This window comes from Bradyrhizobium canariense, from assembly GCF_900105125.1.
Lineage (GTDB): Bacteria > Pseudomonadota > Alphaproteobacteria > Rhizobiales > Xanthobacteraceae > Bradyrhizobium > Bradyrhizobium canariense_A.
Genome location: NZ_LT629750.1, coordinates 4,492,339 through 4,517,168 on the forward strand (window position 1 = coordinate 4,492,339; position 24,830 = coordinate 4,517,168).

At 58.5% G+C, this 24,830-nt stretch carries 19 protein-coding genes and 1 pseudogene; all 20 read right to left on the reverse strand.

The features are described 5' to 3' along the window. Positions 1-48: 48 nt before the first annotated feature. Complete coding sequence (locus BLV09_RS21400) at positions 49-891, reverse strand: ABC transporter permease (RefSeq protein WP_146688794.1); 843 nt, start codon at positions 889-891, stop codon at positions 49-51. Continuing rightward, positions 884-1,765 carry an ABC transporter ATP-binding protein gene (locus tag BLV09_RS21405; protein ID WP_146688795.1) on the reverse strand — a complete coding sequence of 294 codons (882 nt, stop codon included), beginning with the start codon at positions 1,763-1,765 and terminating at the stop codon, positions 884-886. The genes BLV09_RS21400 and BLV09_RS21405 overlap by 8 nt, the downstream gene beginning before the upstream one ends. 240 nt (positions 1,766-2,005) lie before the next feature. Further along, positions 2,006-2,773 (reverse strand): PDR/VanB family oxidoreductase, encoded by a 768-nt coding sequence (locus BLV09_RS21410; RefSeq protein WP_167558835.1) that lies wholly within the window; start codon positions 2,771-2,773, stop codon positions 2,006-2,008. Positions 2,774-3,019: 246 nt separating this feature from the next. Beyond that, the gene (locus tag BLV09_RS21415) at positions 3,020-3,703 is read right to left on the reverse strand and encodes a GntR family transcriptional regulator (protein WP_146688797.1); all 684 of its coding nucleotides are present in this window, start codon (positions 3,701-3,703) and stop codon (positions 3,020-3,022) included. A gap of 27 nt (positions 3,704-3,730) precedes the next feature. After that, positions 3,731-4,999 (reverse strand): RidA family protein, encoded by a 1,269-nt coding sequence (locus BLV09_RS21420; protein WP_146688798.1) that lies wholly within the window; start codon positions 4,997-4,999, stop codon positions 3,731-3,733. Position 5,000: 1 nt separating this feature from the next. Then, positions 5,001-6,044, reverse strand: coding sequence for an NAD(P)-dependent oxidoreductase (locus BLV09_RS21425; protein ID WP_167558836.1), 1,044 nt, complete (start codon positions 6,042-6,044; stop codon positions 5,001-5,003). Positions 6,045-6,070: 26 nt separating this feature from the next. Continuing rightward, complete coding sequence (locus BLV09_RS21430) at positions 6,071-7,246, reverse strand: aromatic ring-hydroxylating oxygenase subunit alpha (RefSeq protein WP_167558837.1); 1,176 nt, start codon at positions 7,244-7,246, stop codon at positions 6,071-6,073. A 1,129-nt stretch (positions 7,247-8,375) separates the two neighbouring features. Beyond that, positions 8,376-11,866, reverse strand: a pseudogene (locus BLV09_RS38870) (indolepyruvate ferredoxin oxidoreductase family protein). Between the two features lie 104 nt (positions 11,867-11,970). Beyond that, positions 11,971-12,729 (reverse strand): SDR family NAD(P)-dependent oxidoreductase, encoded by a 759-nt coding sequence (locus BLV09_RS21440; RefSeq protein ID WP_146688801.1) that lies wholly within the window; start codon positions 12,727-12,729, stop codon positions 11,971-11,973. 11 nt (positions 12,730-12,740) lie between these two features. Continuing rightward, entirely contained in the window at positions 12,741-13,532 is a 792-nt protein-coding gene (locus BLV09_RS21445) for an SDR family NAD(P)-dependent oxidoreductase (protein WP_197684971.1), read from the reverse strand. A gap of 101 nt (positions 13,533-13,633) precedes the next feature. Next, positions 13,634-14,938, reverse strand: coding sequence for an MFS transporter (locus tag BLV09_RS21450; protein WP_146688803.1), 1,305 nt, complete (start codon positions 14,936-14,938; stop codon positions 13,634-13,636). Positions 14,939-14,980: 42 nt separating this feature from the next. After that, complete coding sequence (locus tag BLV09_RS21455; RefSeq protein ID WP_146688804.1) at positions 14,981-15,286, reverse strand: hypothetical protein; 306 nt, start codon at positions 15,284-15,286, stop codon at positions 14,981-14,983. After that, on the reverse strand, positions 15,283-15,795 hold the full coding sequence (locus BLV09_RS21460; RefSeq protein WP_167558838.1) for a flavin reductase family protein: 513 nt from the start codon (positions 15,793-15,795) through the stop codon (positions 15,283-15,285). Before BLV09_RS21460 ends, BLV09_RS21455 begins: the two co-directional genes overlap by 4 nt. A gap of 2 nt (positions 15,796-15,797) precedes the next feature. Next, positions 15,798-16,976 carry an LLM class flavin-dependent oxidoreductase gene (locus BLV09_RS21465; RefSeq protein ID WP_146688806.1) on the reverse strand — a complete coding sequence of 393 codons (1,179 nt, stop codon included), beginning with the start codon at positions 16,974-16,976 and terminating at the stop codon, positions 15,798-15,800. After that, positions 16,973-17,701, reverse strand: a complete 729-nt coding sequence (locus tag BLV09_RS21470; protein ID WP_244548778.1) for an alpha/beta fold hydrolase — start codon at positions 17,699-17,701, stop codon at positions 16,973-16,975. Before BLV09_RS21470 ends, BLV09_RS21465 begins: the two co-directional genes overlap by 4 nt. A gap of 168 nt (positions 17,702-17,869) precedes the next feature. Beyond that, complete coding sequence (locus BLV09_RS21475; RefSeq protein ID WP_146688808.1) at positions 17,870-18,835, reverse strand: LysR family transcriptional regulator; 966 nt, start codon at positions 18,833-18,835, stop codon at positions 17,870-17,872. Positions 18,836-19,767: 932 nt separating this feature from the next. Continuing rightward, positions 19,768-20,244, reverse strand: a complete 477-nt coding sequence (locus tag BLV09_RS21480; protein WP_146688809.1) for a MaoC family dehydratase — start codon at positions 20,242-20,244, stop codon at positions 19,768-19,770. 245 nt (positions 20,245-20,489) lie between these two features. Then, positions 20,490-22,061 (reverse strand): hypothetical protein, encoded by a 1,572-nt coding sequence (locus tag BLV09_RS21485; protein ID WP_167558839.1) that lies wholly within the window; start codon positions 22,059-22,061, stop codon positions 20,490-20,492. Next, entirely contained in the window at positions 22,054-23,757 is a 1,704-nt protein-coding gene (locus BLV09_RS21490) for an amidohydrolase (RefSeq protein ID WP_146688811.1), read from the reverse strand. The genes BLV09_RS21485 and BLV09_RS21490 overlap by 8 nt, the downstream gene beginning before the upstream one ends. Before the next feature lie 42 nt (positions 23,758-23,799). Beyond that, positions 23,800-24,756 carry a CobW family GTP-binding protein gene (locus BLV09_RS21495; protein WP_146688812.1) on the reverse strand — a complete coding sequence of 319 codons (957 nt, stop codon included), beginning with the start codon at positions 24,754-24,756 and terminating at the stop codon, positions 23,800-23,802. Positions 24,757-24,830 lie beyond the last annotated feature (74 nt).

Below are 24,830 nucleotides of genomic sequence, written 5' to 3' on the forward strand. Positions count from 1 at the left end.
CTCAAACGATGGTTGATTGGTTCGACGATCGGCAACGCGCATTCGAAATCAGATCGACTGCGAGAAGCCGGCATTCCAGAACATCAGGCGTGATTGCACGAAGCGTACGGCCATGCTCAGGGCGACGCCGAACAGGCCAAGGATGACGAGGATCGCGAACATCTGCGCAACATTGAACTGGAAATTGGCTTCCAGAATGAGGTTGCCAAGGCCAGCCTTCGAACCGACGAACTCGCCCACGATGGAGCCAAGGATCGCGAGCACAATCGCGACGTTCAGCCCGGCGAATATGAAAGGCAACGCATTGGGCAACCGCACGAGGCGAAATGTTTCCCAACCGGACGCTCCAAGCGAACTCATCAGATCAAGCTTGCCCTGATCGCATGATTTGAGACCGACGATGGTATTGACCAGGATCGGGAACAGCGCCACGAGCGCGACGATCACGATCTTCGACTCGATGCCATAGCCCGCCCAGACGATGATGAGCGGAGCGATCGCAATCTTCGGCAAAGCCTGCAGCGCGATCAGCCAGGGATAGATGGTCCGCTCCACAATGCGAAACTGTGCGATCAACGCTCCCAGGCCGATACCGAAGAGCGCCGCCAGGAAAAATCCCAAAATGGTCTGCAGCGCCGTAACGTAGAAATGCTGCACGAACAGCCCGGATTTCAGCCCGTAGTACAGCGACATCGCGATCGCGGTCGGCGCAGGAAGGATGAAGTCGGGCACGTGCAGCACACGTACTGCACCTTCCCAGATTACGAGCACAAGCCCGAACGCGGCTGCCGAGATGATGGAGTCGCTCCCGGGAATGCTGCGTCCGCTCAACGCGCCGTTTCCCCCGGCGCGAACCGGACCATTTCCTGCGCCTGACAATTTTTCAGTCATATTGGACCCTCCCGAGAACGACTCCGGCGCCACCTTCCGGTTTCTTTTCGTCACCATCGAGCAAGTGTCGAAGCCTGCGGGTATAGTCACCGAAGGCTGCTTCGCTCAGAAGATCGAGGTTGCGAGGACGCTGCAGGCCGATCGTCACGTCCGCAATGATCCGGCCAGGACGCGGCGACATCACGATCACGCGGTCGCTCATGAAGACCGCTTCCGAGATCGAATGCGTGATCATGAAGACGGTTTTCCTTGCCGAATGCCAGATTTTGAGCAGTTCCAGGTTCATGTGCTCGCGCGTGAGCGCGTCGAGGGCTCCGAACGGTTCATCCATCAGAAGCACGGACGGGTCATGGATGAGTGCCCGTGCGATCGCGACGCGCTGGCGCATGCCGCCTGAAAGCTCGAACGGATACTTCTTTTCGAAACCCTTCAGTCCGACGAGATCGAGTAGCCAGAACGCACGCTCGATCGCCTGCTTTCGATCAAGTTTCAGGACCTGCGCGGGCAACAGCACGTTCTGAAGCACCGTCCGCCAAGGCAGCAGGTTGGCGTCCTGAAATACGATTCCAATGTCCTTGTTCGGGCCGCTCCGTTTGCTGCCGGTCAGCAGCAAATTTCCATTGTACTGCGTCTCGAGACCGCCGATGATCCGAAGCAATGTCGTCTTTCCACATCCTGATGCGCCGATGACCGAGACGAATTCCTGCGCGCGGATGTCCAGACTGATGCCGTGTAACGCATTGATCGTCTCACCGCTTGCCGTCGCATAGATCTTGCTCACGTCTTGCAGAGAGACTGCGATGGAGTCGGTCGATGCGCGCCAAGCCGAGCTGCTCGTCGGCGGAAATTCGAGAATGGTGGGCGTCATGCTCATGATGATCCAGGCTCCCCGGCGATTTCTCTTTTATTTATGCAAAATGCGGACCAAACCGGATGTCGACGAAATTCAACAGAAGGCTGAACCTGCCACTGCGTTGAGAGCTGCTTGCTCGAACCAAGCATCGGAAGGGCAGCAGAAATCAGGGCGCCGACGCTGCGATGTCCTGCCGCAACTAGAGCGTCGAGAGCAGTCATTTTTCCGCGCCTCCGTCAAACTCCGGCTCATTCGCTTTCCTCACAGTTGCAGTCGAAGGCGCGGTGTTCTCGCCCGTGATACGCAGATCATCATCGTCTTGTTCGCAGCACGTTCCTCCGCGGAAAGGAGCGTGTCCCGGTGCTCGGGCTCGCCGCTGATGACGACCGTCTCGCAGGTTCCGCAGACGCCCTGTTCACAGGCGCTATTGATGTGGTGCCCGTTGTCGCGGAGGACTTCCAGGATGGTGCGATCGGGCGGCACGGTCAGCACGACGCCGCTTCGCGCGAGCTCGATTTCGAACGTCGTGTTCTGACCGGCATCGTGCTGCGCCGCGCTGAACCATTCGAAATGAACCTGCTCCGGCGGCCAAGACGACGTCGCCCGCGCGACGGCTTCCATGAGCGGTTTTGGTCCACAACTGTAAATGTGGGTATCGAGCGATTGCCGACTGACCAACGCATCGACATCGAGAATGGGCGTGTCGCTGAAATAGGCATGCACTCGCTCCGGCGCGAGTTTCGCGAGCTCATGGTAAAAGGCGGCATGGTGCTCCGAGCGCGCGCAGTAGTGAAGCGCCCACGCCCGTTTCTCCTCGGCCAGGGCCGTAACCATCGCCGTAATGGGCGTTATTCCGATGCCGCCGGCAATGAAGAGAGTGGGATGATCGCCCGGTGCCAGCGGAAAATGATTGCGGGGGCTCCCAATGCTGAGCAAGGTTCCAACGCCAATGCGCTCATGTATACCGCTCGAACCGCCGCGGCTCTGCGGTTCCTTTTTTACGGCAATCGTGTAGGTCCCGAGCGCCACCGCCTTACCGCACAATGAATATTGCCGGACCGGTCCGCCCGGTACTTGCACGTCGATGTGGGCGCCTGGCGAAAACGGGGCAAGCGCGCGACCATCGGCCTCCTCCAGATCGAATGTCATCACGTTCGTTGCAGGATGGCCTACGACAGCGACCCGGACCCGACGTAGATCGAGGAGACGGCTCATCATCATGTTTCGATGTCGCCGCGTCGAATATCGTAATCAGGATCGGTCATGGCGCCTCCATCAAACCGCGACGTCCAGTGGATTCTTCGGCTGCGTGGCCCTCGCCTCGGGGTCTATCGCCCGACAGAAAGCGGCTGCATTCTGGATGTGCGTTCGCATCCGCTCCGCGGCGGCTTCGCCGTCACGCTTCTCGAGCGCCTCGAAAATGCTTTCGATCTCGTGGAAGCCGTCCTGCACGCGATCGAGCGAAACCGAGCAGGCGCGACGTATCCATTGCACTTTGTCGCGCAGATTGTTCAGGATATCGTGCACCAACTGATTGTCGGCAGCCGTGTAGATGGCCTGATGCAGCTGGTTGTCCAAGTCTATGAACGGCTCCGAACGGCCACTGGTGATGCGAGGCCCGAGCGTGTCGAACGCCATTTTCAGCGCATCGAGCTCCTTCGAAGTGATGCGCACGGCCGCGATGCGCGTCGCGTGCATCTCGAGCACCGTGCGCAGTTCCGTTACTTCCTGGATGTCCCGGTTCGTGAGCGCCTTCACGAACGTGCCGCTTTGCGGCGAAATCGCGAGCCACCCCTCGCCCTTCAGCCTTGCCAACGCCGAACGCAAGGGGGAGCGTCCAACCCCAAGCTCGGATGCAAGGCGCGTTTCCGAAAGCCGCTCGCCCAAGCGATATTCCAGCTCCACGATACGGCGCTTGATTTCGCGGTAGACGTAGGCGGCCTGGTTCAGTTCACTCATCGATAGCCCTTATTTTAGAGAAACCCGCTATTCCGGCGCGATCGCAAAACCCTCCACCTCGAGGGTGACGCCTTCGAGACCCATGGTTCCCAGCGGCACCTCCGTGACCGGCGGCATTTGCGGACTGAACTTGCGCCCTGCAAGCGGAGTGCCGTTGCTGGCGCTGAACTTGTAGAAGCCCGTGACCTCGACGAGATCCTGCATGCGTGCGCCGAACCCGTCGAGAATACGTCGGATGAACTCCATCGTGTTGTCGGTCTGCAGCGACATATTTCCGTCGTCGACCACAAGTCCCTTCTCGTTCATCGAGTATTGTCCACCGAGCACGATCAGTCGCCCGACCTTAATGCCTTGCTGGAACGAAACGCGGATAGGCCAGTCCCAATGTCCGAGCGGCCAGGATAATGCGCGCGGCAATCGTCCGTCCGCGCCTCGCAAGGCAATGCACTCCTGACGGATCATGGCTCCGTCGGGATAGGCCCGAGGTACGGGAACGCCTGTTGCGCCGGGTCCGGGGAATCGAAATGCGTTGCTGCGGACTTCTGCCGCACGCCGCCAATCGGCATCTGTGCCTTGCCCGAGATACCACGTGTTAAGCTTGACCACGTCGTCAAGATCGCAGCCAAGCGTGTCGAGCACTTCGGATATGTTGCTGATGGTCAGTTTCGCCTGCGAAACGATGCCGCCATCGTGAACGATCGCGCCGCGACCATCCTTCGCGGATTGCGCACCAACGAACACGAACTCGCCGCAGCGCAGCCCGTGGCTGAATTCGCCGCCTCGCGGCCATGCCCAATGGCCGGTGGGATGCCCCGGGCGGCGCGGCGCCTTGCCGTCCGCATTGTCGATCGCGACCGCCTTGATGAGAACAGCCATGTCCGGTAGCCAAAGTCGCGGCAGCGCCACCAGCGAAATCACCGGCGGCACGTCGCTCCTTACGCAAGAGCGAATGCGGCGAAGCAGCTCGTCCTCACCGTCGGCGTCGCTTACGGTATGGAACACGAGAAGCTTGACGACATCGGCAGCACGACCTCCAAGCGTCTCCACGGCCCGCCCGATCTTGGCCATCGCGGCGTCCACCTGCACCGCGACCCGGCCCGGATTTTGGATGCCTCCGTGCCCATCGCCGTCGTACTGTCCTGCGATCCACATCAGGCGGCCGAAACGCGAACCCTCGCCTTCCTTGCTCGACACCCGCCAGGCCGCGGACGGGCCGCTTTCAGGGTAGAGAAATCCGTGCACCCGCGCCTCGGTCCCTGACGAATTTGCAATCGAGGGCGCCGTGTGTACGGTCATCTCAATACTCCCTCACAAGATCGACGACGTTCGCGAGTGGCTGACCTGCGAAATATCGGCGCAGGTTGCCGAAGAAAATGTCCAGCGTCCGCGGCACATAGGCGTCGATGTCATCAGATTGAACGTGCGGCGTGATGACGAGATTGGGTGTCTCCCAATACGGCCAGTCGGAGGGCGGCGGTTCGGGGAAGGTAACGTCGATGACCGCTCCGCTCAGATGGACGGTGCGCAGGGCCCTGTCGAGGGCGGCAGGATCGACGAGACCTCCGCGCGACATATTGATAAAGCCGGCTCCCTTGCGCATCAACGAGAACTCCTTCTCGCCGAAAAGGAAGCGAGTCTCGGAGGTGAGCGCCGTGTTAACCAGCACGATATCCGCACGCGGCAAGAGCGAGTGCAGAGCTTCCGGCGGATGCATCTCATCCACCGCCGGATGCGCAGCGCCGCTTCGCCGAATGCCGACCACCTTCATGCCGAAGGCCTTCGCATGTGCAGCTGCGCCACCGCCGATCTGACCGACGCCGACGATCAGCAGCGTCTTGCCGTCGAGCGTGCTCGTGAAGATGCGGTTCCATTCGCGATTGCGATGGCTGGTCATGAGCGCCGGGACTTGCGCATTGACCATGAGGAGGCTCATCAGCGCCGATTGCGCCGCCTTCGGCACGTGCGCGCCGCTGTTGGTGAGTACGGTAACGCCCTTCGGGACCCAGTCGAGGGGCAGAAGATAGTCGACGCCGGCGCCGAGCACCTGGAGAAATTTCAGCTTCGGCGCGTCCGCCTTCAGCGTATCCTTGGGGAAGCGATAACTGATCATCGCGTCGGCTTCGGCGGCCGGTCCGCTGTAGTTTTCGCGATCGAAGCTCCAGGTCGTCGTGATGCATTTCGCAACGTCCGGATGACGCGCGAGCGCCGGCTCGTACTGATCCGGACGAACGATGAAGACCGGCATCAGCGAGCGCGAATTCTCGATGAGGATCCGGAAGGGATTGGCTTCCGAATACCGCGCTTTCTCTGCTCCCGTCGGCGATGCCATGTACTCGTTCACCTGAATCGTTCCCTGCTGAAATGCCGCTATTCCGCCGCCTGGCTCGGCGCCGTTCCCTCCCGCAACGCGCGGGAGTGCGGATCGTCGGGGCCAACGACCTTGTCGATGACGTAGTTTCCGATGCGGTGCACGACGTATTCCTCGAGGGAATACCGGCCAGGGCGGAACGCACCAGAGTGCATCGCCTTCTGCACCATGGGATTGATCGCGAGGTCCTCGCGGATGATCTGCGAATATTTGTGATAATATTCGGGACCGACGATGTCCTTGAAGTCCGGCCGCTCGACGGTGCTGCGAGGAAACGTCCAATTCTCCTGCAGCCGCAGCTTGTCCGGCCCTTCCGGAAGGTATTGCCGGTACTTCATGTAGGATGACGTGATGATGATCTGCAGGCTCGGCTGAAGCCAGATGTGATACAACCCTACCTTCCGATCCGCGCTCAGCCCCTCGATTTCCGGCAGCCCCGAATAGGCCACGACGCTCCGCTTGCTGAACATCGCCTCCCAGGGACCATTCGGACGCTCGAACTGCCAGTTCTGCGGATTCTTCGGATCATAATGCTGCCGGTGCACGGTGGCGACGTGATAGTTCTCGAACGCGTTCTCCAGCCAGATCTTCCAATTACAGTCGATCTCGTACGTATCGGCATGCGTCCATTGCATCTGCTCGATGTTGTAGTCGGCAACAAAGGGCGGAAGATCCCCGAGCCAGCTCTTCAACGGCGGCGCATCGGCGTTAAAGGTGATGAAGATGAAGCCGCCCCAAACGTCGGAACGGATCGGCATCAGGCCGTAGTCGTCGTTGCGGAAATTCTCGACACCGGCGAGCGGATGCGGCGAACCGGGAATACCCACGAGCTGACCGTTCAACGCGTAGGTCCAACTATGATACGGGCACACGAAGGAGCGGCAACGCCCCTTGCCCTCGGCGACGACCGCGCCCCGGTGACGGCAAAGAGCAAGATGCGCGCGCACCGTATCGCCGTCGCGAACGACGATCAGAGGCTGCTTGATCAGCTCGATCGTAAAATAATCGCCCGTGTTGGGAATCTGCTCCACACGGCCGACACACAGCCATTCCTTACGGAAGATGAGTTCGACCTCCCGCTCATACCAATCCTTGTCGGCGTAGCACCAGGCCGGGAGCGGCCCAGCCTGCCGCAATGGACGGCGCGTCAACTCATATTGCCGCTGGTCGTACATAAAGGACTCCATGCCGTCCCAATCAACTAGTTAACTAGTAGTACAGCAATGCCTTTAGAACCAGTCAAGAAAAATCTTTTCAGAGCCAACAAGGCCCCCACATCGTTTTCGGCGCGTTCGGAAGTTCCGGGTCGGAGGAACTTAAAGTCCGAGGACGTTAGTTAGCCCGCAGCCATGCGATGGCGGCCCGCGGCCGCCGCCGACACGATTGGCGCCGGTCGGCAGCAGGCTTGCTCTGGTCTGGATGCGAACGGGTTTCTCGGCGCGAACGCCCAAACGATGCGGCAAGAGCCTGCTCTCGGTCTGCAGCGCTTGGTGCGCTATACCTTCGCGCGCCCGGACATGTCGGGAGCTTCGATGGGAGTTTTCGGAAGAGGCGTATGACCCTTCTTTGCGCTGCGATTTGTTGAACCCGGGATATCGCAGGAGCGATCAACGGGCGTCCGCAGGGCGCGACGAGCTTCTCGACAATTGGCCAACCGCACCAGTTTCACACCAGAAACGGCCTCAACAAATCTCAACGAACGCCTGCAATCCGCATCGAAAACGCGGCAACATCAACGAAACTAACGATTCCCCTATCGCTCATAACGGTCTGGTTGCAGGTTCGCGTCCTGCCGGGCCCACCAATGATATCCGTAACTTATCAGGAGTTCTTTGCCGTAACGGGATCACCGCACCAGAAACGCCTCGCCTCCTCACGCATGGCCATATCTCAGCCGCTGGCAAAATAGCGCTGCGCCTTCGATCCGACCAGGGACCCTGCCGTTCAATAGTAGCTTCGGCGGCCTCGTCGCACAAAACGGCTGGAGCTCCTCTCCGCCGAGCGTCCCGTCAACGGTCATCGACCACTTCCGAAGAGTCCGCTTTGCGCCCCAATAGCAGATACTCCGGACTGGTAGTGCGAACGCCTAGCCTGCCGCACGATCTCTTTATGCAAGGTTCGGATTCGCGTCAGTCTTTTTAGCCGATCGGTCACTGGTAGGGCTGCCGGAAGATGGTCTGGTCCTGCCAGATGTCACCGTCCACCGCACAGAAGCAGCCAGGCAAATGCTGCAGACCGGCAAAGCAAAGTGCGGCGGCAGTTCTCTCATTACGCGCGGGGCTGCGAATTTCGCACACTTCTCGGTTAAACCGAAACAAGCCGCGATGGCATGACCTTCTGTGCGACAATCTTTTCCGTCTCGAACTGCTCGAATAGGAGAATTTTGCGCGCTTCCATTTCGGCAACATTCTTTTCCTTGACATGACCAAATCCCTTGATCATCTCAGGCAGATTGGCAAGCTCGACGGCGATTGCATAATTGCGGACTGTTAGACGCGAAAGTACATATTCGACCTGCAAAATATAGTCTTCGATCAGTTGCCGCTCCATCCGGCGCTCCGCCGTGTAACCGAAGACATCGAGCGCCGTGCCCCGCAGGCCCTTGAATCGCGCCAGTAGCTTGAACGCCGTGAAGACCCATGGACCAAAGACACGCTTTCTGAGATCACCCGTGACCGGATCACGCCGCGCCAGCAATGGCGGCGCCAGGTGGAATTCCAGCCTGTAGTCTCCTTCGAATTGACGATCGAGTTTCTCCAGGAAGGCGCCCTCGGTGTAAAGCCGGGCGACTTCGTACTCGTCCTTGTAGGCCATCAGCTTGAATAGATTGCTGGCGACAGCCTCGGTCAATGCCTGATCACCCGTGCCGCAGTCGGCTCGCTCGACGCGGGCGACGATGTCTTCATAGCGCCTCGCATAAGCGAGGTCCTGGTACCGCGCAAGGAACGTCGCATAAGACAAACGCTGCTCCGACCGGGAGAGCGGATTCCCGACCGGAGCCAGCGCCGGGCGAGCGAATGCCTCGACGGCGGCGGGATCATGCGCGGCCAGCCTTCCCCATCCAAATGTCCGCTTGTTCGCTTCGACGCCACCGCCGTTCAGGGTGATGGCCTGATCGATGGCATCGAAGCTAATCGGAATCAGCCCTTTCTGGAACGCGTAACCGAGCAGGAACAGATTGGTCGCGATGGAATCACCCATCAGTGCGGTTGCGATCCTTGATCCCTCGACGAAATCGATCCCGGCTTCGCCTACCGCCCTCCGCAGCACGCGATGCATCACGTTAGCTTCGAAATCGACATTGCCGTCCGTGACAAAGGCTGCTGTCGGCGTCAACGACGTGTTGACGACGGCTCGTGTCACGCCACCTTCAAGACGGGAGAGTGCGACCGGCGACGCCGCGACCACCATATCGCAGCCGAGTAGAAGATCGCAGGCCCCTGCGGCAATGCGGACCGCCGCGATGTCGTCGGGCTTCGGCGCGAGCCGGACGTGGCTCATGACGCCGCCGTTCTTCTGCGCCAAGCCGGTGAAATCCAGCACCGAGCACCCTTTGCCCTCGATGTGGGCGGCCATTCCGAGCAACGCGCCGATCGTCACGACCCCCGTGCCGCCAATGCCCGTCATCAGGATATCGTAGGGTTCCAGCAGCGTCTTGACTTCCGGCATCGGCAACACCGCGAAGAGGTCCGCAGCACCGTTGCCCTCGGCCTTCACAGGCTTGCGCAGCGTGCCGCCGTGAACCGTCACGAAACTCGGGCAGAAGCCCTCCACGCAAGAGAAGTCCTTGTTGCAACTCGACTGGTCGATGATGCGCTTGCGGCCGAATTCGGTCTCCAGCGGCTTCACCGACACGCAATTGGATTTCACCGAGCAGTCGCCGCAGCCCTCGCAGACGAGTTCGTTGATGAAGGCGCGCTTCGGCGGATCTGGATAAAGCCCGCGCTTCCGTCGTCGGCGTTTCTCGGCCGCGCAGGTCTGATCGTAGATCAGCACGGTCAGGCCACGGGTGTTGCGCAGATCGCGTTGCACGGCGTCGAGCTCGGCACGGTCGTAAAGCGTCACGCTCGGGAGAAACGTGCCTGGGTCGGTATATTTGTCCGGTTCATCGGAGACGACCACGACGCGAACCGCTCCTTCGGCAGCGACCTGCGCAGCGATCTGCGCGACGCTGAATCCGCCTTCCGCCGATTGCCCGCCCGTCATCGCGACCGCGTCGTTGTACAGATCTTATATGTGATGTTGATCCTGGCTGCCGCGGCAGCGCGGATGGCCAACAAGCCGCTATGCGTGTAGGTGCCGTCACCGAGGTTCTGAAAGACGTGTTTTTCGGTTGTAAATGGAGCCTGACCGATCCAGTTGGCGCCCTCCCCACCCATATGGGTGATCGTTTCCGTATGCCGTTGCGGCATCCACATCGCCATGCCGTGGCATCCGATTCCAGCCATGGCGCGACTGCCTTCCGGCAACTGTGTCGACGTATTGTGGGGACACCCTGAACAGAAAAATGGCGTGCGCTGCGACTTGATCTGCGGCGTGCGCGCAACTTCCTCGAACGACTCCAATCGTGCGATCCGCTGCGCGAGATTGGCACTTCCCTTCCCCAGACGGTCGAGGCGGGACAGGATGGCGCGCGCCACAATCGTCGGCGACAATTCGCCTTCGCTGCGGAGCAGGACGGCGCCATCCTCATCGCGCTTGCCCACGACCGAGGGGCGCTCGGCCGGATCCATATTGAAGATCGCGTGGACAAACTGGGTCTCGATGAAGCCCTGCTTCTCCTCGACGACGAGAACATCCTTCAAACCCTTGGCGAAACGCCGCGCACCTTCGACCTCGAGCGGCCAGGTCAGTCCGACCTTGTAGACCCGCAGCCCAAGATCGGCACAAGCCTGCTCAGATAGTCCCAGATCAGACAGCGCCTGCCGTACATCGAGATAGGCCTTGCCCGTGGTGAGGATCCCAAAAGTCGCCGCCGGGGAATTGATCGTCGTGCGGTCAATCGGGTTGGCGCGGACGAAGGCCGCGACCGCGCGCATCTTGGCGCCGTGCAGACGGGCTTCCGCCTCGAGCGGTGGATCCGGCCAGCGGATATGCAATCCGCCAGCGGGGGCCTCGAAATCCGTGGGCTCGACGAACTGCATGCGGTCCGGATCGGCTTCGATCGAGGCCGAGCTTTCTGCGGTTTCCGAAATTGCCTTGAAGCCCACCCAGCATCCGGAGAACCGCGACAATGCGAAGCCATATATGCCAAAATCAAGATATTCCTGCACGGTCGCCGGATTGAGGATCGGCATCATCGCCGCCTGAAATACCTGTTCGCTTTGGTGGGCGAGCGTCGACGACTGACAGCCATGATCATCGCCTGCCAATGCGAGAACGCCGCCGAACCGCGACGTCCCGGCGGCATTCGCATGTTTCAGCGCGTCTACCGAGCGATCGACGCCGGGGCCCTTGCCGTACCAGATGCCGAACACGCCTTGTACTGTCGCTCCAGGGAACATGCCGACTTGCTGGCTGCCCCAGACCGACGTAGCTGCGAGATCTTCGTTCAGACCAGGCTGAAATTGGATGTTCTCGGCGGCCAGATACTTCTTGGCCGACCATAGCGCATTGTCATAAGTGCCAAGCGGCGACCCACGATAGCCCGAGATAAAGCCGCCGGTGTTGAGACCAGCCTTGGCATCCCGGGCTCTCTGCATCAGGGGAAGCCGCACGAGCGCCTGGATCCCGGAAAGATAGATACGCCCCGACGGCAACGTGTATTTGTCGTCGAGCGTGACGCGATGCAGCATTGTTTGTGCCATTACGATTTTCATGTGAGCTCGAGGTCTGACGAACCAGCCAAGCCCCCCACTTCATCGGGGTGCAGGCCAACCGTCATAAACGCAAAGCCGGCTCAGTTCATCACGCTGCCGCCGTCAACCGACAGCGTCTGTCCCGTTACGAAATCGCTTGCCGATGAACTCAGGAAAAACATTGCGCCAATCAGATCCTGTGGATCGGCCTGGCGTTTGAGCGCACGGGTCGCAATGTTTTTCTCCATCACGTCCGCAGGCCAATCCGGATTGTCGCGCATGCTGTCGCTCATGGTGAGTCCCGGTGCGATGCAGTTCACCCGAATGCCGTCGTCCCCTAATTCACGTGCCATCGCCCGCGTCATCGAGATGACGGCCCCCTTGGACGCCACGTAATGCAGCATTCCCGGCGCGCCTTTGATCGCCGTTCCGGACGCAATATTGATGATCTTGCCGTAGCCATTTCGCTTCATCGCGGAGATCACATATTTGGTGCATTCGAACACCCCGCGCGTGTTGACGGCGAGAACGCGATCCCACTCCTGGCTCTCGATCTGGCCGATCAACTTCGGTTTCAGCGCACCGGCCAGCGCGGCATTGTTGACGAGAATGTCGATCTTTCCAAAACGCTCGATCACCTGGTCGAAAAAACCCGAGACCGACCTGGGATCGGTAACGTCGAGGTAACCGCCGAGCGCCTCCCCACCGCCGGCGACAGCCGCCTTGTAGACGACGTCGGTCGATGCGATATCGCCCACGGCAACGCGGGCCCCACGGGACGCCAGCGCGAGGGCGAACGATGCGCCCAGTCCTTGCGCCGCCCCCGTGACGCAGGCGACCTTTCCGGCAAGATCATCCATATGCTCAATCCTCACGACGCCGACGCCCCGCCATCGATCGGGATGACAGTTCCGGTCATGAAGCTCGATGCCTTCGACGCCAGCAACAGGACCAGCCCCTGGATTTCGTCGGGCGTACCGATACGGTTCATCGGCACCTCCTTGACAAACAGCGACGCCACCTCCGGTTCTTTCAGTCGTCCTCCGCCGATATTGGTCAGGAACGGCCCCGGTGCGACCGCGTTGATCGTGACGTTGTCGCTCGCCAGTTCCAGCGCGGATTGACGAACCAGATTGCTGATGGCGGCCTTCGCGGCGACATAGCCGTAGCCGCACAGCCGCTCGCCACGCAGGCCCGCGACCGACGATGTCACGATGATGCGTCCATATTTGCGGGGACGCATCTGAGCGGAAGCCGCACGAATCGTGACAAAAACGCTGGTTAGATTGATCCGGAGCAGTTCGTCCCATCGTTTCAGGTCGACCTGCGCCATGCCGCCAGTAGGCGTCAACGGCCCCGGGCCGGCGGACAAGCCGGCATTAGCGCATACGATATCGAGCCGCCCGAATTTTTTTGCCGCCGTCTCGATCGTACTTTCGATCGCGCCGAGATTCGCGACATCGAGCTCAAGCGTGTCGATCTTTAGACCTCGCTTCGCCAGGAGCTCCGCCGATTTATCGAGTTTCCGGACATCGATGTCCGTCATCATCACGCCCGCACCGTTCTCGGCAAGCACTTCCGCCATCGCGAATCCAAGCCCGCCGGCAGCACCGGACACAAAAGCTGCCTGCCCGGTCAAATCGAACATTTCAACAGCGGTCAATGTCATACACTCCCATATGATTCGGCTCGCCAGGCGAGCAACTGATGTAAACTGAAGTAAATACTGTGGTCTGCAGGATACTGCAGACCACAGTCCGGCTGTCAGGCAGCAGGACGAGCTTTCGACTCCACGACAGCGAAGCTTCGACCGGCGGTCTCCGGAAGCAGCAGCGCCGCCAGCAAGCAGAACGCCGTAGCCGGCAGGCCGACCATCATCGCGTTGATCAACTCACCTCCAACAGCCGGGACCACCGCGGGTACGACGAACGGCGCGACGCTGCCGACGCCGCGCCCGATCATGTAGATCGTAGATACGGCGCTCGAACGGCTCTCCACCGGGAACAGCTCGGCAAACCACGGGCCGAACATGCCCGCGCATGTCTGCCCCATCCCCCACAGCATGTACCAGCCGAAGAGCGGCCACAACCAGATCGATTCAGGAAACCCCGATTTTGCGGCATAGTACATTCCGGCAAAGCCGATCAACGAGAGCAGCGTTGGCAGGATCACTGCAGCCTTTCGACCGATCTTGTCGCTGAAGTACCCCAGGATAACGTACGACACGGCGACCGTTATCGCGAGCACCAACGTTATCGTTCGCATCGACTCAGGAGATGCACCGGCGGACGTCATCACCCGAGGCATGAATACGGCGATGCTGTAGTAGGCAAACATGTAGCCGGACACCAGGACGACACCCAGAACCGTGTAGCGCAGCGAGCCACCTTTGAAGATTTCGATCAGCGGATTTCGCGCCTGTTGCTTTTCGACAGGAAGCTCTCCGCTCTTGCGTAGATCGTTATAGGCCGTCCAGAGGCGCGATTCCGGCATCGAGATGCGGATGTAGACCATGAGCAGAATGGGCGAACCGCCGATCAAAAGCGCAACCCGCCAGCCCCATTCCGGGCTAAACGAGTTGGTCGCCCACACCGCAACGACCGCCGCCATGCCGAAACCTCCGGTCGAGGCCGCCTGAATCAGGGAGCTTCCGAAGCCGCGCTTCTTACGATCCCAGACTTCGTTGAACAGAACCTCTCCGGCCCCCCACTCGCCGCCCAGCCCGATTCCTGCGATCGCACGAAACACCAGCAGCGAGGTAAAATCCCATGAGAACGCGGAGAGGATGGCGCCAAACGAGAAAAACCCAAGCGTCATTTGCAACGATGCCTTACGCCCAAACCTATCCCCAAGCCATCCAAAGGCCACCCCGCCTAGAATGGAGCCCGCCAGCGTAACCGACGTAATAATACCCGCTTGCGTAAGCGTGATGTTCAAATCCTTCTGGATCGCGCCCATCAGAAACGCGACAATCATGACGTTGTAAAAATCGAGTCCGTATCCAAGAAAGGTCGAGATCAAAACGCTCGCCTTTTCCTTGCCGGTATAATTCCCTGCCGCGACTTCCATTGCTTTCCCCCTGATATTTCGCTTTTTTGTTTTGTATTTATTTTAGCTTCGCTCGATGTGCGCGCGTATCCTGTCTCTGCCGTCGACATATCCGTGGCGTCTCGCAGCGACGATCATTTTGTCGAACTCGTCCTGCCACCCGGAGCTTAACGACGGCCCACTCTGGCTGAGAAGCCAGCCGCGACTTACCCAGACAGCAACATTTCCTTCCATCTCCAGACTTCCATTGGTCTCGCGAATGCGTTGCGCCAACACATTCTCCGCAACGTCGACGACGGCCTTGAACTTGCCGAGATCCGCCTGTTCAATTAACTGGATTCCCGGTGCGCTATCGATCCGGATGATCACATTGTGACCCCGCCGTAGCTTCCGTTAAAGAACACCAGCGGCTCGCCGTCGCGGGCATCCGCGCATACGACCTCTCCGATCGCTATGCAATGATCGCCACCCGCGAGCAACTCCGTTAATCGAAGCTCCGCAAAGCCGATCGCACCTGCGAAAATTGGTGAACCTGTTTTGCCCGCATGCCATTCAACGGAGCTGAACTTGTCGCCTCCCTTGGTCGCGAACACCTTTGAAAGATGACGCTGGTCCTGGTTTAGAAAGTTGATGCAGAACACATTACTGCGCTTCAGTGCCAGAAGCGTATCGGAGCCGTTGTTCATGCAGACGATGAACTGCGGCGGCGACAACGAGAGGGAGGTCAATCCGTTCATCGTCAGTCCGAGCGGCCTGCCGTCGACATCGACCGTGGTGACGATCGCAACGCCCGTCACCCAGCGGCTGGCGACCTGGCGAAAGCTCACCGGATCGATCGTCGGCAGTTCTTCATCCTGCACGCGACGTGCCACGACCATGCTCATAGTCCACCGACCATGGCGGGCGCCGGAGACACAGCGCCGTCCCGCAATGCAGGCATCACCTCGGAGGCGAACATCTCCATGTTGCGGTATGCCAGTTCGCTGGACAGCGTGCCGAACTGCTGCAGGCAGATCATGTTGCCGAGACCCGTCTTTTCTCTCATCGCCTCGATACGCTCGCGCACTGTGCGCGGACTTCCGACGACAACTGTACCTTTCTCGATCAGCTCCTCCAGGGTCTGCGCCTGGACGCCGATGCCGGTCCTGACTTTTGCCAGCGCAAGGGTCGATGACATCGACGAATAGCCCGGTGGAATCAGCATTTCCCACGGCATCGGCAAATAGTCGTTGAAGAGCCGTTGCAGCGGGATCCGCGCTTCTTCACGCGCACGCTCATCGGTATCCGCAACATAGATAGGCGCAGCCCAGCCGAGTTGATCGCTCGATGCTTCGTACCCGAAGCCCTTTGCCTCGGAACGATACACCTTGAGATAATTCGCCACCGCATCCGCGGTGCTGAATGTCACAACAAACGGATATTTCCGCTCCGGTGCAGCAGCCCACCGGATGGTTTCGGCCGATCCCTGCGATGGAATCCAGATCGGCGGATGCGGCAGCTGGAACGGTCGCGGCCAGACATTCACGTAAGAGAAGTTGTAGTGGTCGCCCTCATGGGCGAACGGGCCCACCTCGGTCCACGCTTTGACGATCAGCTCATGCGCCTCATAGAAGCGCTGATGCGAGAATGCGGGATTGACACCCGTTGTGTGATACTCTGCGCCTATGCCGCGAACGAACCCCGCGATCAGACGACCCCTCGACATGTTATCCAGCATCGCAAATTCCTCTGCGATGTTGAGCGGATTGCTGACCAGCGGCAGCGCGCGGCCAAAAACGCCGATCTTGACCGTCTTGGTGCGCTGAATAAGCGCGCTGGCGATCAGATTTGGCGCCGGCATCATGCCGTACGGTGTCTGGTGATGTTCGTTGACGGCGATAACGTCATAGCCGAGGCGCTCGCCCGCGACGAGTTGGTCGATGTAGTCTTCGTATTCTGTAGCACCCTTCTGAGGGTCGTAATTGCTGTTGGGCATCACGGTCCAGACAGACCGGAACTTCTTGGCCTCGGTGAAGTCCAGATCGCGGTACGGCATCAGGTGAAAGAGAACGAATTTCATGCGCTTTTTCCCGTCAGATTCTTGATCGTTTCGACGACGACGTCCGATCGTTCGATGTGAGGAAGATGGCCGCAGTTCTCGACCAAAGAGATGGCCGCATGCGGAATCCGCTCTTTCCAGCGCTTGACGTACTGCGAAGGTATCAGCCGATCTTCGCTACCCCAGATGATCTGCGTGGGCACCTTGATGCGATGCAGCCATTTCTCGAGATGAGGGTTATAGCCACGCGGCTCCCAAGCAAGCTTGGTCGCCGTAAACCGGTTCTTCAGCAGGATCGCCAGTTGCTCATCGGTCGGCTTCATCGACAACATGCGGTCGGCGATGGCCTGGTTCGCGAACAGGTTTCGTACGCCCTCTTCCGGGCCCCACATGAATGTGTCGCCCATCGGAATACCCTTGACGCGTACGCCGGCAGGACCGACGAGCGTGAGGGACGACAATCGCGTCGCGTTACGGACTGCAATTTCGGCTGCGATCCACCCCCCGAGCGAGGTGCCGACCAATGCGACGTCGGACAGATCGAGCTGCTCGATGAAGTTCAAATAGAACATCGCGATGTCAGGGATCGATGTGATCCATTCGGGGTCGTCCGATTGCCCGAAGCCGGGATGCTCCGGCACTATCACGTCGAATGACTTTGAAAGTTCTTCAAAAACCGGGAGCCAGACGCTGGCGCCGTTCGCTCCGTGCAGAAACAGCAGCGGCGAGCCCTGTCCTTGACGCATTATATTGACGCCGATTCCACCTATATCGGTGCGTTTCCCTGCAGGAGGCATATCCCTCGCCCTTATCTTGCTATGAAGCCGCATGTTGAGCGACCGTTCGCAACGACTCTAGCGGCGGGGGTGCTGGCAAGCATAGGTTGGCGCCCTTGATGGGCCTATAACGATCCGTTATAACAACCTAGAGGTTGTCGAAGCATTGTGCATCTTCAGCTTTAGCCAGACCGTCTTCAGCCAGCGCAGCTCGAGTTCGATGCGCTCGATAAACTTCTTCGCGGCAACGCTGAGAGGTCTTCGCTCGTCATAGACGACATAAAGGTCAAACGGAATCGACGGCGATAAAATCGGATAGATGAAGAAGTTATCCGGCGGCTCTTCCTGCGCAACTTCGTTTGCGACCGAAACGAAGGGAGCAACCACCGCCCAGTCCGACCTCAGCGCGAATTCAGACGACGAAATCGTCCCGTTGATCTCGATAATTCTTTCAACCTTGATCGTGCCATCGGCTATCCAGTCCCGCACGACACCGCCATAGCTTTGATTCTGTGATGGAAGGATCAGTTTCAAGGGCTCGGATTGTGTGAGATCAATCGGAGTGAAGTTGGCGCCATTTAAGGGCGTCCCGGACATCAACACGACCTTGTCGCGATAGATCAGCCGCTGAACCAATCCCCGCTGCGTCTTTGGCCGCGACCCGATCGCGAAATCGACATGGCCTCCTTTAACCCACTCGACCAGCGTGCCCGTATAGGCCTCGGAGATTGCGACGTTAACGTTGGGATAGCTTTCTAGAAATGGCGTCAGGATGCGCGGCAAAAGTCCTCTGTTAAACGAGCCGGGTAAGCCGATGCGCACGTCGCCGGTTACCTTTCCGCCATCTCCGATCTCGGTCATGTCCTGCAACGCGAGCGCGAAATGCTTCGCAATCGGAATACATCTCTCATAGAGGCGGCGGCCTGCAATAGTCGGCTGCACACCTTTGGGATTGCGCTCGAAAAACTTTATGCCGAACTCGTCCTCCAACCGACGAATCTGCATGCTCAACGCCGGCTGGGCGATCTTTGCTTTTTCTGCCGCCCGGCTGAAACTGCCCGTTTCATAGATCAGCATGAAGTATTCAATTTGGCGGATATCCATGGATCCCGGCTACCTTATGCGATCGCAACTGAAGCCACGGCGAAACTGTCCGTTTGCCAAAATATGAATAACTTGCCGCACAAAGGAACTTAAGCGCGATGCAAAAGCGAATTACAGGCACTTTTTGATGCCAGATTCGCCTCCCAGGGCGCAACGATAAGCTCATTTGCCTCTGCCCTTTAGCTATCTGACGCCCATTAGTGGACCATGCGGGAGCCGCGGCACGGAAGTGAAGTGCATCTCTCATCCCCCTCAGTGACGGAATCTTCTAAAGTACCGGCTGACTTCACCAGAGCTACGACATTTTGTTGGTTGATGCCGGTCTCACTATCTGAACAGCGATTGATCGCGGACGTCGCGAGTCGGCACCCGCAATTTTGCAACCACGTCGTGGGGTATTTGTCGATACTACAATTTAAACGGGTTACCGCAGACGCGTGACATCAAATCGAGTGTTGCTGAGCTCGGCCGCGAGCCCGCAAGCACGGCGGTCAACGGCCGCTTTGATCGCACCATGTCCATCGCCCTAGCGATACTCTCAATTTTTCTCAATGGTGGGATTAACGTCTCACGATTGCCCATCGTCAAACTTCTTTTCGTGTGCGTGGTGGCTCACGATCGGAGGTTTCAGCGATGTGCGACCGCGGTAAATGTCAAACTTATACTGCCTCCCCGGCAAAGATGCGTCGTCATCTAAACGCGATGCAATTTTCATATTCGCTCCATGGCTGCAGTGTCGGCGAGTTGGTTAATCCGTCTTTCGGTGGCATCCAACCATCCCAGAGAACGGCCGTATCGACACAGACGGCGCACTTAAACAGGAACACGTTACCGTCACTCTGGAGGACGTAGTTCGATTTCGTACACGCAGCACTCGGCGGCCACCGGGCACATTTCGAACTGTGGATGCCGCGGCCATCTCCCGCAATAAATCATTGCCTCCTCTTCAAGAACAGATTAATGGCTTTGAGACTGCTTACGATGGCGTTATCTTGATTTACTGCTTCCAAGCGCGATACGACCAAGCCTCTGTCTGGTTTCGAACGCGAAGGCCTAGCCTCAAGAATCGAAACGCGGAGCCGTAACTGATCACCCGGACGGACTACCTGAAGCCAGCGGACATCATCGACCCCTGGCGCGGCAAGCGTCGCTACCGCAGACAGATAATTGTCGACGAACAAGCGCATCATCAATCCCATGGTATGCCATCCGCTGGCAATCAGGCCGCTGTAGCGACCTCTCGCGGCCTTAACCGGATCGATGTGCATCGTTTGCGGATCGAAGCGCTTCGCGAATGAGACAATCTCTGCTTCGCTAACTTCTATGGGACCGAATTCGAATACCGCGCCGACTTCATAGTCCTCAAAATAGCGATCATCGATCGACACTGTAAAAACTGAAGTGGTCATTTCGCCGACTCCTCCACACGCGATCACCGCCCTCTCTGACAAACTATGAACTAGCATTTGCTGCTGGTTCGCTTTTGCATGTTCCTCGAGATCTGGCTGAAAGCTCGACAACTGAGCTTACTCTGCATCGATCGATATCGGCTCGCTTGTGGATATCAGTGTCCCTTTTCTGATAGTTTATTGAGCCAAAAGCAAGAAAACCTCGCGCAACAGCCGCATCGTCGTTCACCGAGATCGCCCCAGTCTCACGTCGCCTCAACGGAGAGCGAATAAGCCGGCGTCTGCAGATCAACCCGATCCAGGCCGTCAGCGGCTCTGATCACTTCAAGAACATGCGACGCGTCTCCGTACGTTAAATTCTCTCGATTGCTTTTTACCTCAAGATTGACGGAACTCTCAATCGGTGCCGCCACCGCTGCTTCGACCAATGCTTTAACGGGCCGGTCGACGACCGCGCTCAGGTTGATTCCTTTCGTGAGCCGTCGTGCTTCGGCAAGCGTGGCTTCATCATAGAAAATTCGCAATATAAGCTCTTCATCGGACGCGAATGCATTCTGCGCGCGAATCTCCCGCAGCGTGGGCTCGCCGTCGAATGCCAACGGATCGATTGGAGTAGAAGGCCCTCCGGCAAGCAGCCGATCCAGTACATTTGGATCTATTGGTGCCGGTATCTGTCCATACGAGCCGCGTGCATACAGTTTGAGCTGATCGGGCACCGTGGCATACCGTTGTCCTGTCGTAACGTTGAGCGTCGCCTGGACGCCCACCAATTGCGACCAGGGAGTCACCATCGGAGGGTGGCCAAGTTCCGCTCGCACTTGCGCCATCTCTGTCAAGATCGTTGGTAGGAGATTAAGAGTGCCGGCTTCACGATGTTGGTTTACAAAGTTCGAGATCATGCCTCCCGGAATTTGGTGCCCACAATATTCCTGGTAAGCTTGTTCATCATATACGACCGGCTTTCCGACCGGCTTGCTGTCGCGCAAAGCTACGTATGCAAAATAGGCATCGATCTTTTCCACCGCTCGTCGATCCACCCCGCAGTCGAAGCCCAACTTTTCAGTGCTGCGCATAATATCAATTGTTGATGGCAGGGATTCACTGTTTGCGAGCGGCAAAGCGACTGTCGACACGGAACGCGCTCCGTGACGCATGGCTTCCTCGTAGCACTCCAGCGCCTGACCGGTAGAGGTATGGACGCTGATCAATAAATCCGCGCGATCCGCAATTGACGACAGAAGAGCTGGCATCAGCGTTTGAGCACGGGCAGCATTCAACAACCCTGCAGGATCACCGAAGTTGATCACATCTACGCCAAGCTCGACCAGCTCGAGTGCTTTCTTGACGAAATACTCGTCCGTGTGGACCGGACTCTCCGCGTAGCATAAATAGGTCGAAACTTTCAGGCCCTCGCGCTTGGCACAAGCCATATGGAAGGCAATGTTTCGAAAATCGTTCAGACCGTCGAAAATAAGCATCCAGTCGAAGCCTGCACGTTTGAGGCATCGCAGCATCAGCGCGGCGATATCATCCGGATAGCGCTTCCATCCAATCAGGTTGCGTCCCCGGACGAGAAATTCGATCGGTGTCTTCGGCATTGCGGCCCGCACCAGGCGAAGCCGCTTCCAGGGATCCTCTCGTAAAAACCGAATGGCGGTGTCGAATGCGGCACCGCTTGATATGCAGGCCCGCTGAAAACCGGCTTCGTCCAAGGTGCCTGCAATTCCCAACATCGTCCGCGTATCCATGCGCGTCGCCCATAACGACAACTGGCCGTCGCGCAGGGTTTCCTCAACGAATCTGATTGTTTTAGACATCTTGCATCTCCGAAGTTGCAACGATCGCATCGTGCACGATCTGCCCATCAACAACAGTCATGTCCGCCTTAAGCTGTGGGAGGAGATCGACGTCACAAGTCATCGGATTGCCATCCAGAACGACGAGCTCGGCGGCCATACCCTCTGCGATTGTACCGCGGCTACTTTCCTCCCAGTTCATGTAATGTGGAGTCTGGCAGCAAATGCGAAGAGCTTCTTCCCGAGTTAGGTTACTCTTGCCGAGCGACTGCCTATTGTGGTCATCCCAGCGCACCAGTGCTTCCCAACATGTGAAGAGCATAGATGGCGGCACATTGTCGGAGCCGAGTGCGATGGGAATTCCGGCGTCCAGCACTTCCTTGATGGGAACGGCGTCTTGACCGAGCCGATCGAGACCAAGGCCTGTTGAATGCGAATATATGAAAGATGGCGTAAGCGAAATCGTAAGGCCAAGTTCACGGATGCGCTTCAACTGATCTGAATTGACCTCGTTGAGGTGGAATCCCACGCAGCGCAGATCCTGAAGACGGACCTCCCGGTCGATCTCTTCCAACATCCTGATCGTCCGCTCGGTGGCATGATAGGGCGGGCTAGTGGCGACGACCGTGTTAAGGCGTAACCCCAGCCTCGCAGCCTCAGTCCCAATCTCGATGAATTCTGAATCGGTAATCCCTTGAGAGAAGAAGCCCGCCCATTGTTCATATGGATAATCGCGCGCGATCGGGCCAGCGATATTGGGGTCCGCGTGGTCCACGGTAACTCCGGAAAACCGAAATCTTCCGGTATTTGAACCCCTTCCTCCAGCCGGCGCAGCCCATTGATAAAGGAGATCGCTGATATCTCGCCTCGATTTCGCCGAGGTCGGCAGGCTGAGCGGCGCAGAGATCCGAACCGAAAGTTCGCCACGCTCATCGGCTTCGCGATAGGCCCGCATGATCGCGGGCGTTAAGCCATGCGACTCGTATCCCGTCGTTGTGCCTAAGCGACTGTAGGCTCTTGCTCCCTCCCGCACGGACCGCAAGCGATCGTCCTGCGTAAAGCGTGGTATTTTCTGGAATAGCGTATATTCCAGAATCGAAACGCGGTTCATTTCCAAGAAGACGCCGGTCGGCTCGCCCCTGTCATCACGCTCGATCTTGATGTTGTACGGATCCAACGTTTCTTTCGTGATTCCCGCGCTCCGCAACGCGCAGCTATTAGCAATAGCCGGATACGGCGGACGCGCCCACCACCCCCAAACATTGCGGATGTAAACCGGATGATTGGGCGCGACTTCATCCAAATCGTAACGATTTGGGAATCGTCCCTCCCGCAACAGCGATGGATGATTGACATAGTCGAAAGGAGGACCACCCATCGGCATCAGAACAATCCACTCGCCTTCGGGCCGAGATCGAGCGGCTTCGGCAACTTTATCCACGATTGCGCTCACGGAGTTAAGTCCGACAAGCGAAATACCGCCGCAATTGCGCAACCCTTCGCGATCCATATGCGGATGAGCGTCAAAGAAACCAGGCAAGACTGATCTGCCGCCAAGGTCGATTTTCCTGGTGTCAGGATGACACAACGCAGACACCTCGGCTGTCGTCCCTACAGCGACGATCCGGTCTCCGCGGATCGCCACGGCCTCCGCGATCCTTGACGACCGATCAAGGGTGATGACGTTACCGTTGGTAAGCAGATAGTCCGATTTCACGGGAAGTCTCCGAAGGTTTTTCTGAAAGTCGCGATTATCGCCCTATCCGGTCAACGCCAAACCGTTCGCTTTCGCGCACCTCACCGCGGCGTCGGCATGCGTAGACGCGACGATGGCGATCAGCCGCGGGCGATCGATGAGGGCGGACGTTTTCAATTGTTGCGCCGGGTAAAGACGCCCTCGAACAACGTGGACAATAAGAGCACTCGAGGTCGATTCTAGTTGCGCAATGCCCTTGAGCCTTATCAGTGCGGCGCCGCAGATCTCTACCAATTCTGCGATGAAAGCTAACAGGCTATCGGCGCTACTTCCTGGCGCATCTTCGATACAGAGGCCTCGCACGTCCGAAGGGCCGTGATCATGAGGACGAACTGAACGCATCGCATTTTGTTGTAGGCCGACGGGATCAAACAACTTACTGTTCGACGCAAGGATTTCCTGGCATTTCGACAAAGGCGCAGTGCCATTAATCCTGCGGATTGCTTCCGTCACTGCGGTGGTGTCAGCTTCCGGAAGATCGACCTTGCTCAACACTATCCGGTCCGCGACCGCGACCTGATTACCAATCGGGCGGTTCCGTTCGAAATGTTGCGGCGGCATCGTGGCGTCGACGACCGTCAGCACGCCGGCAAGTCGAAAGCGATTTAGCAGTACTGAATCTGCCAGGAATTCCTCGATGAGCGCTAACGGATCCGCCATGCCGGACGTTTCGATAACAACGCGCTGAATAGGTGTGGAAGTTCCCCGCGCTTGGGCAAACAGCAGTGCTTGCAGAGCCTTACGAACATCGCCACGCACAGAGCAACAAATGCAGCCGCCAGAAAGCGCAACGGCCGGCACGCCGTTGAGCTCAAAGATGTCCTGGTCGATCGCCAAACCGGCAAATTCGTTGACGAGTATGGCCGTATCAGGCAGCCCGCGTGCAATGACCTGCGTGATAAGGCTCGTTTTTCCGGCACCAAGCGCGCCCGTCACGACAAGTGTTGGCAGTTGCGTCATGAATGCCGACTCTTCCGCGGCGCTTCACCTGCCTCGATCGCAGGCTCACGAAGCTTCAACCGTGCGCTGTTGCC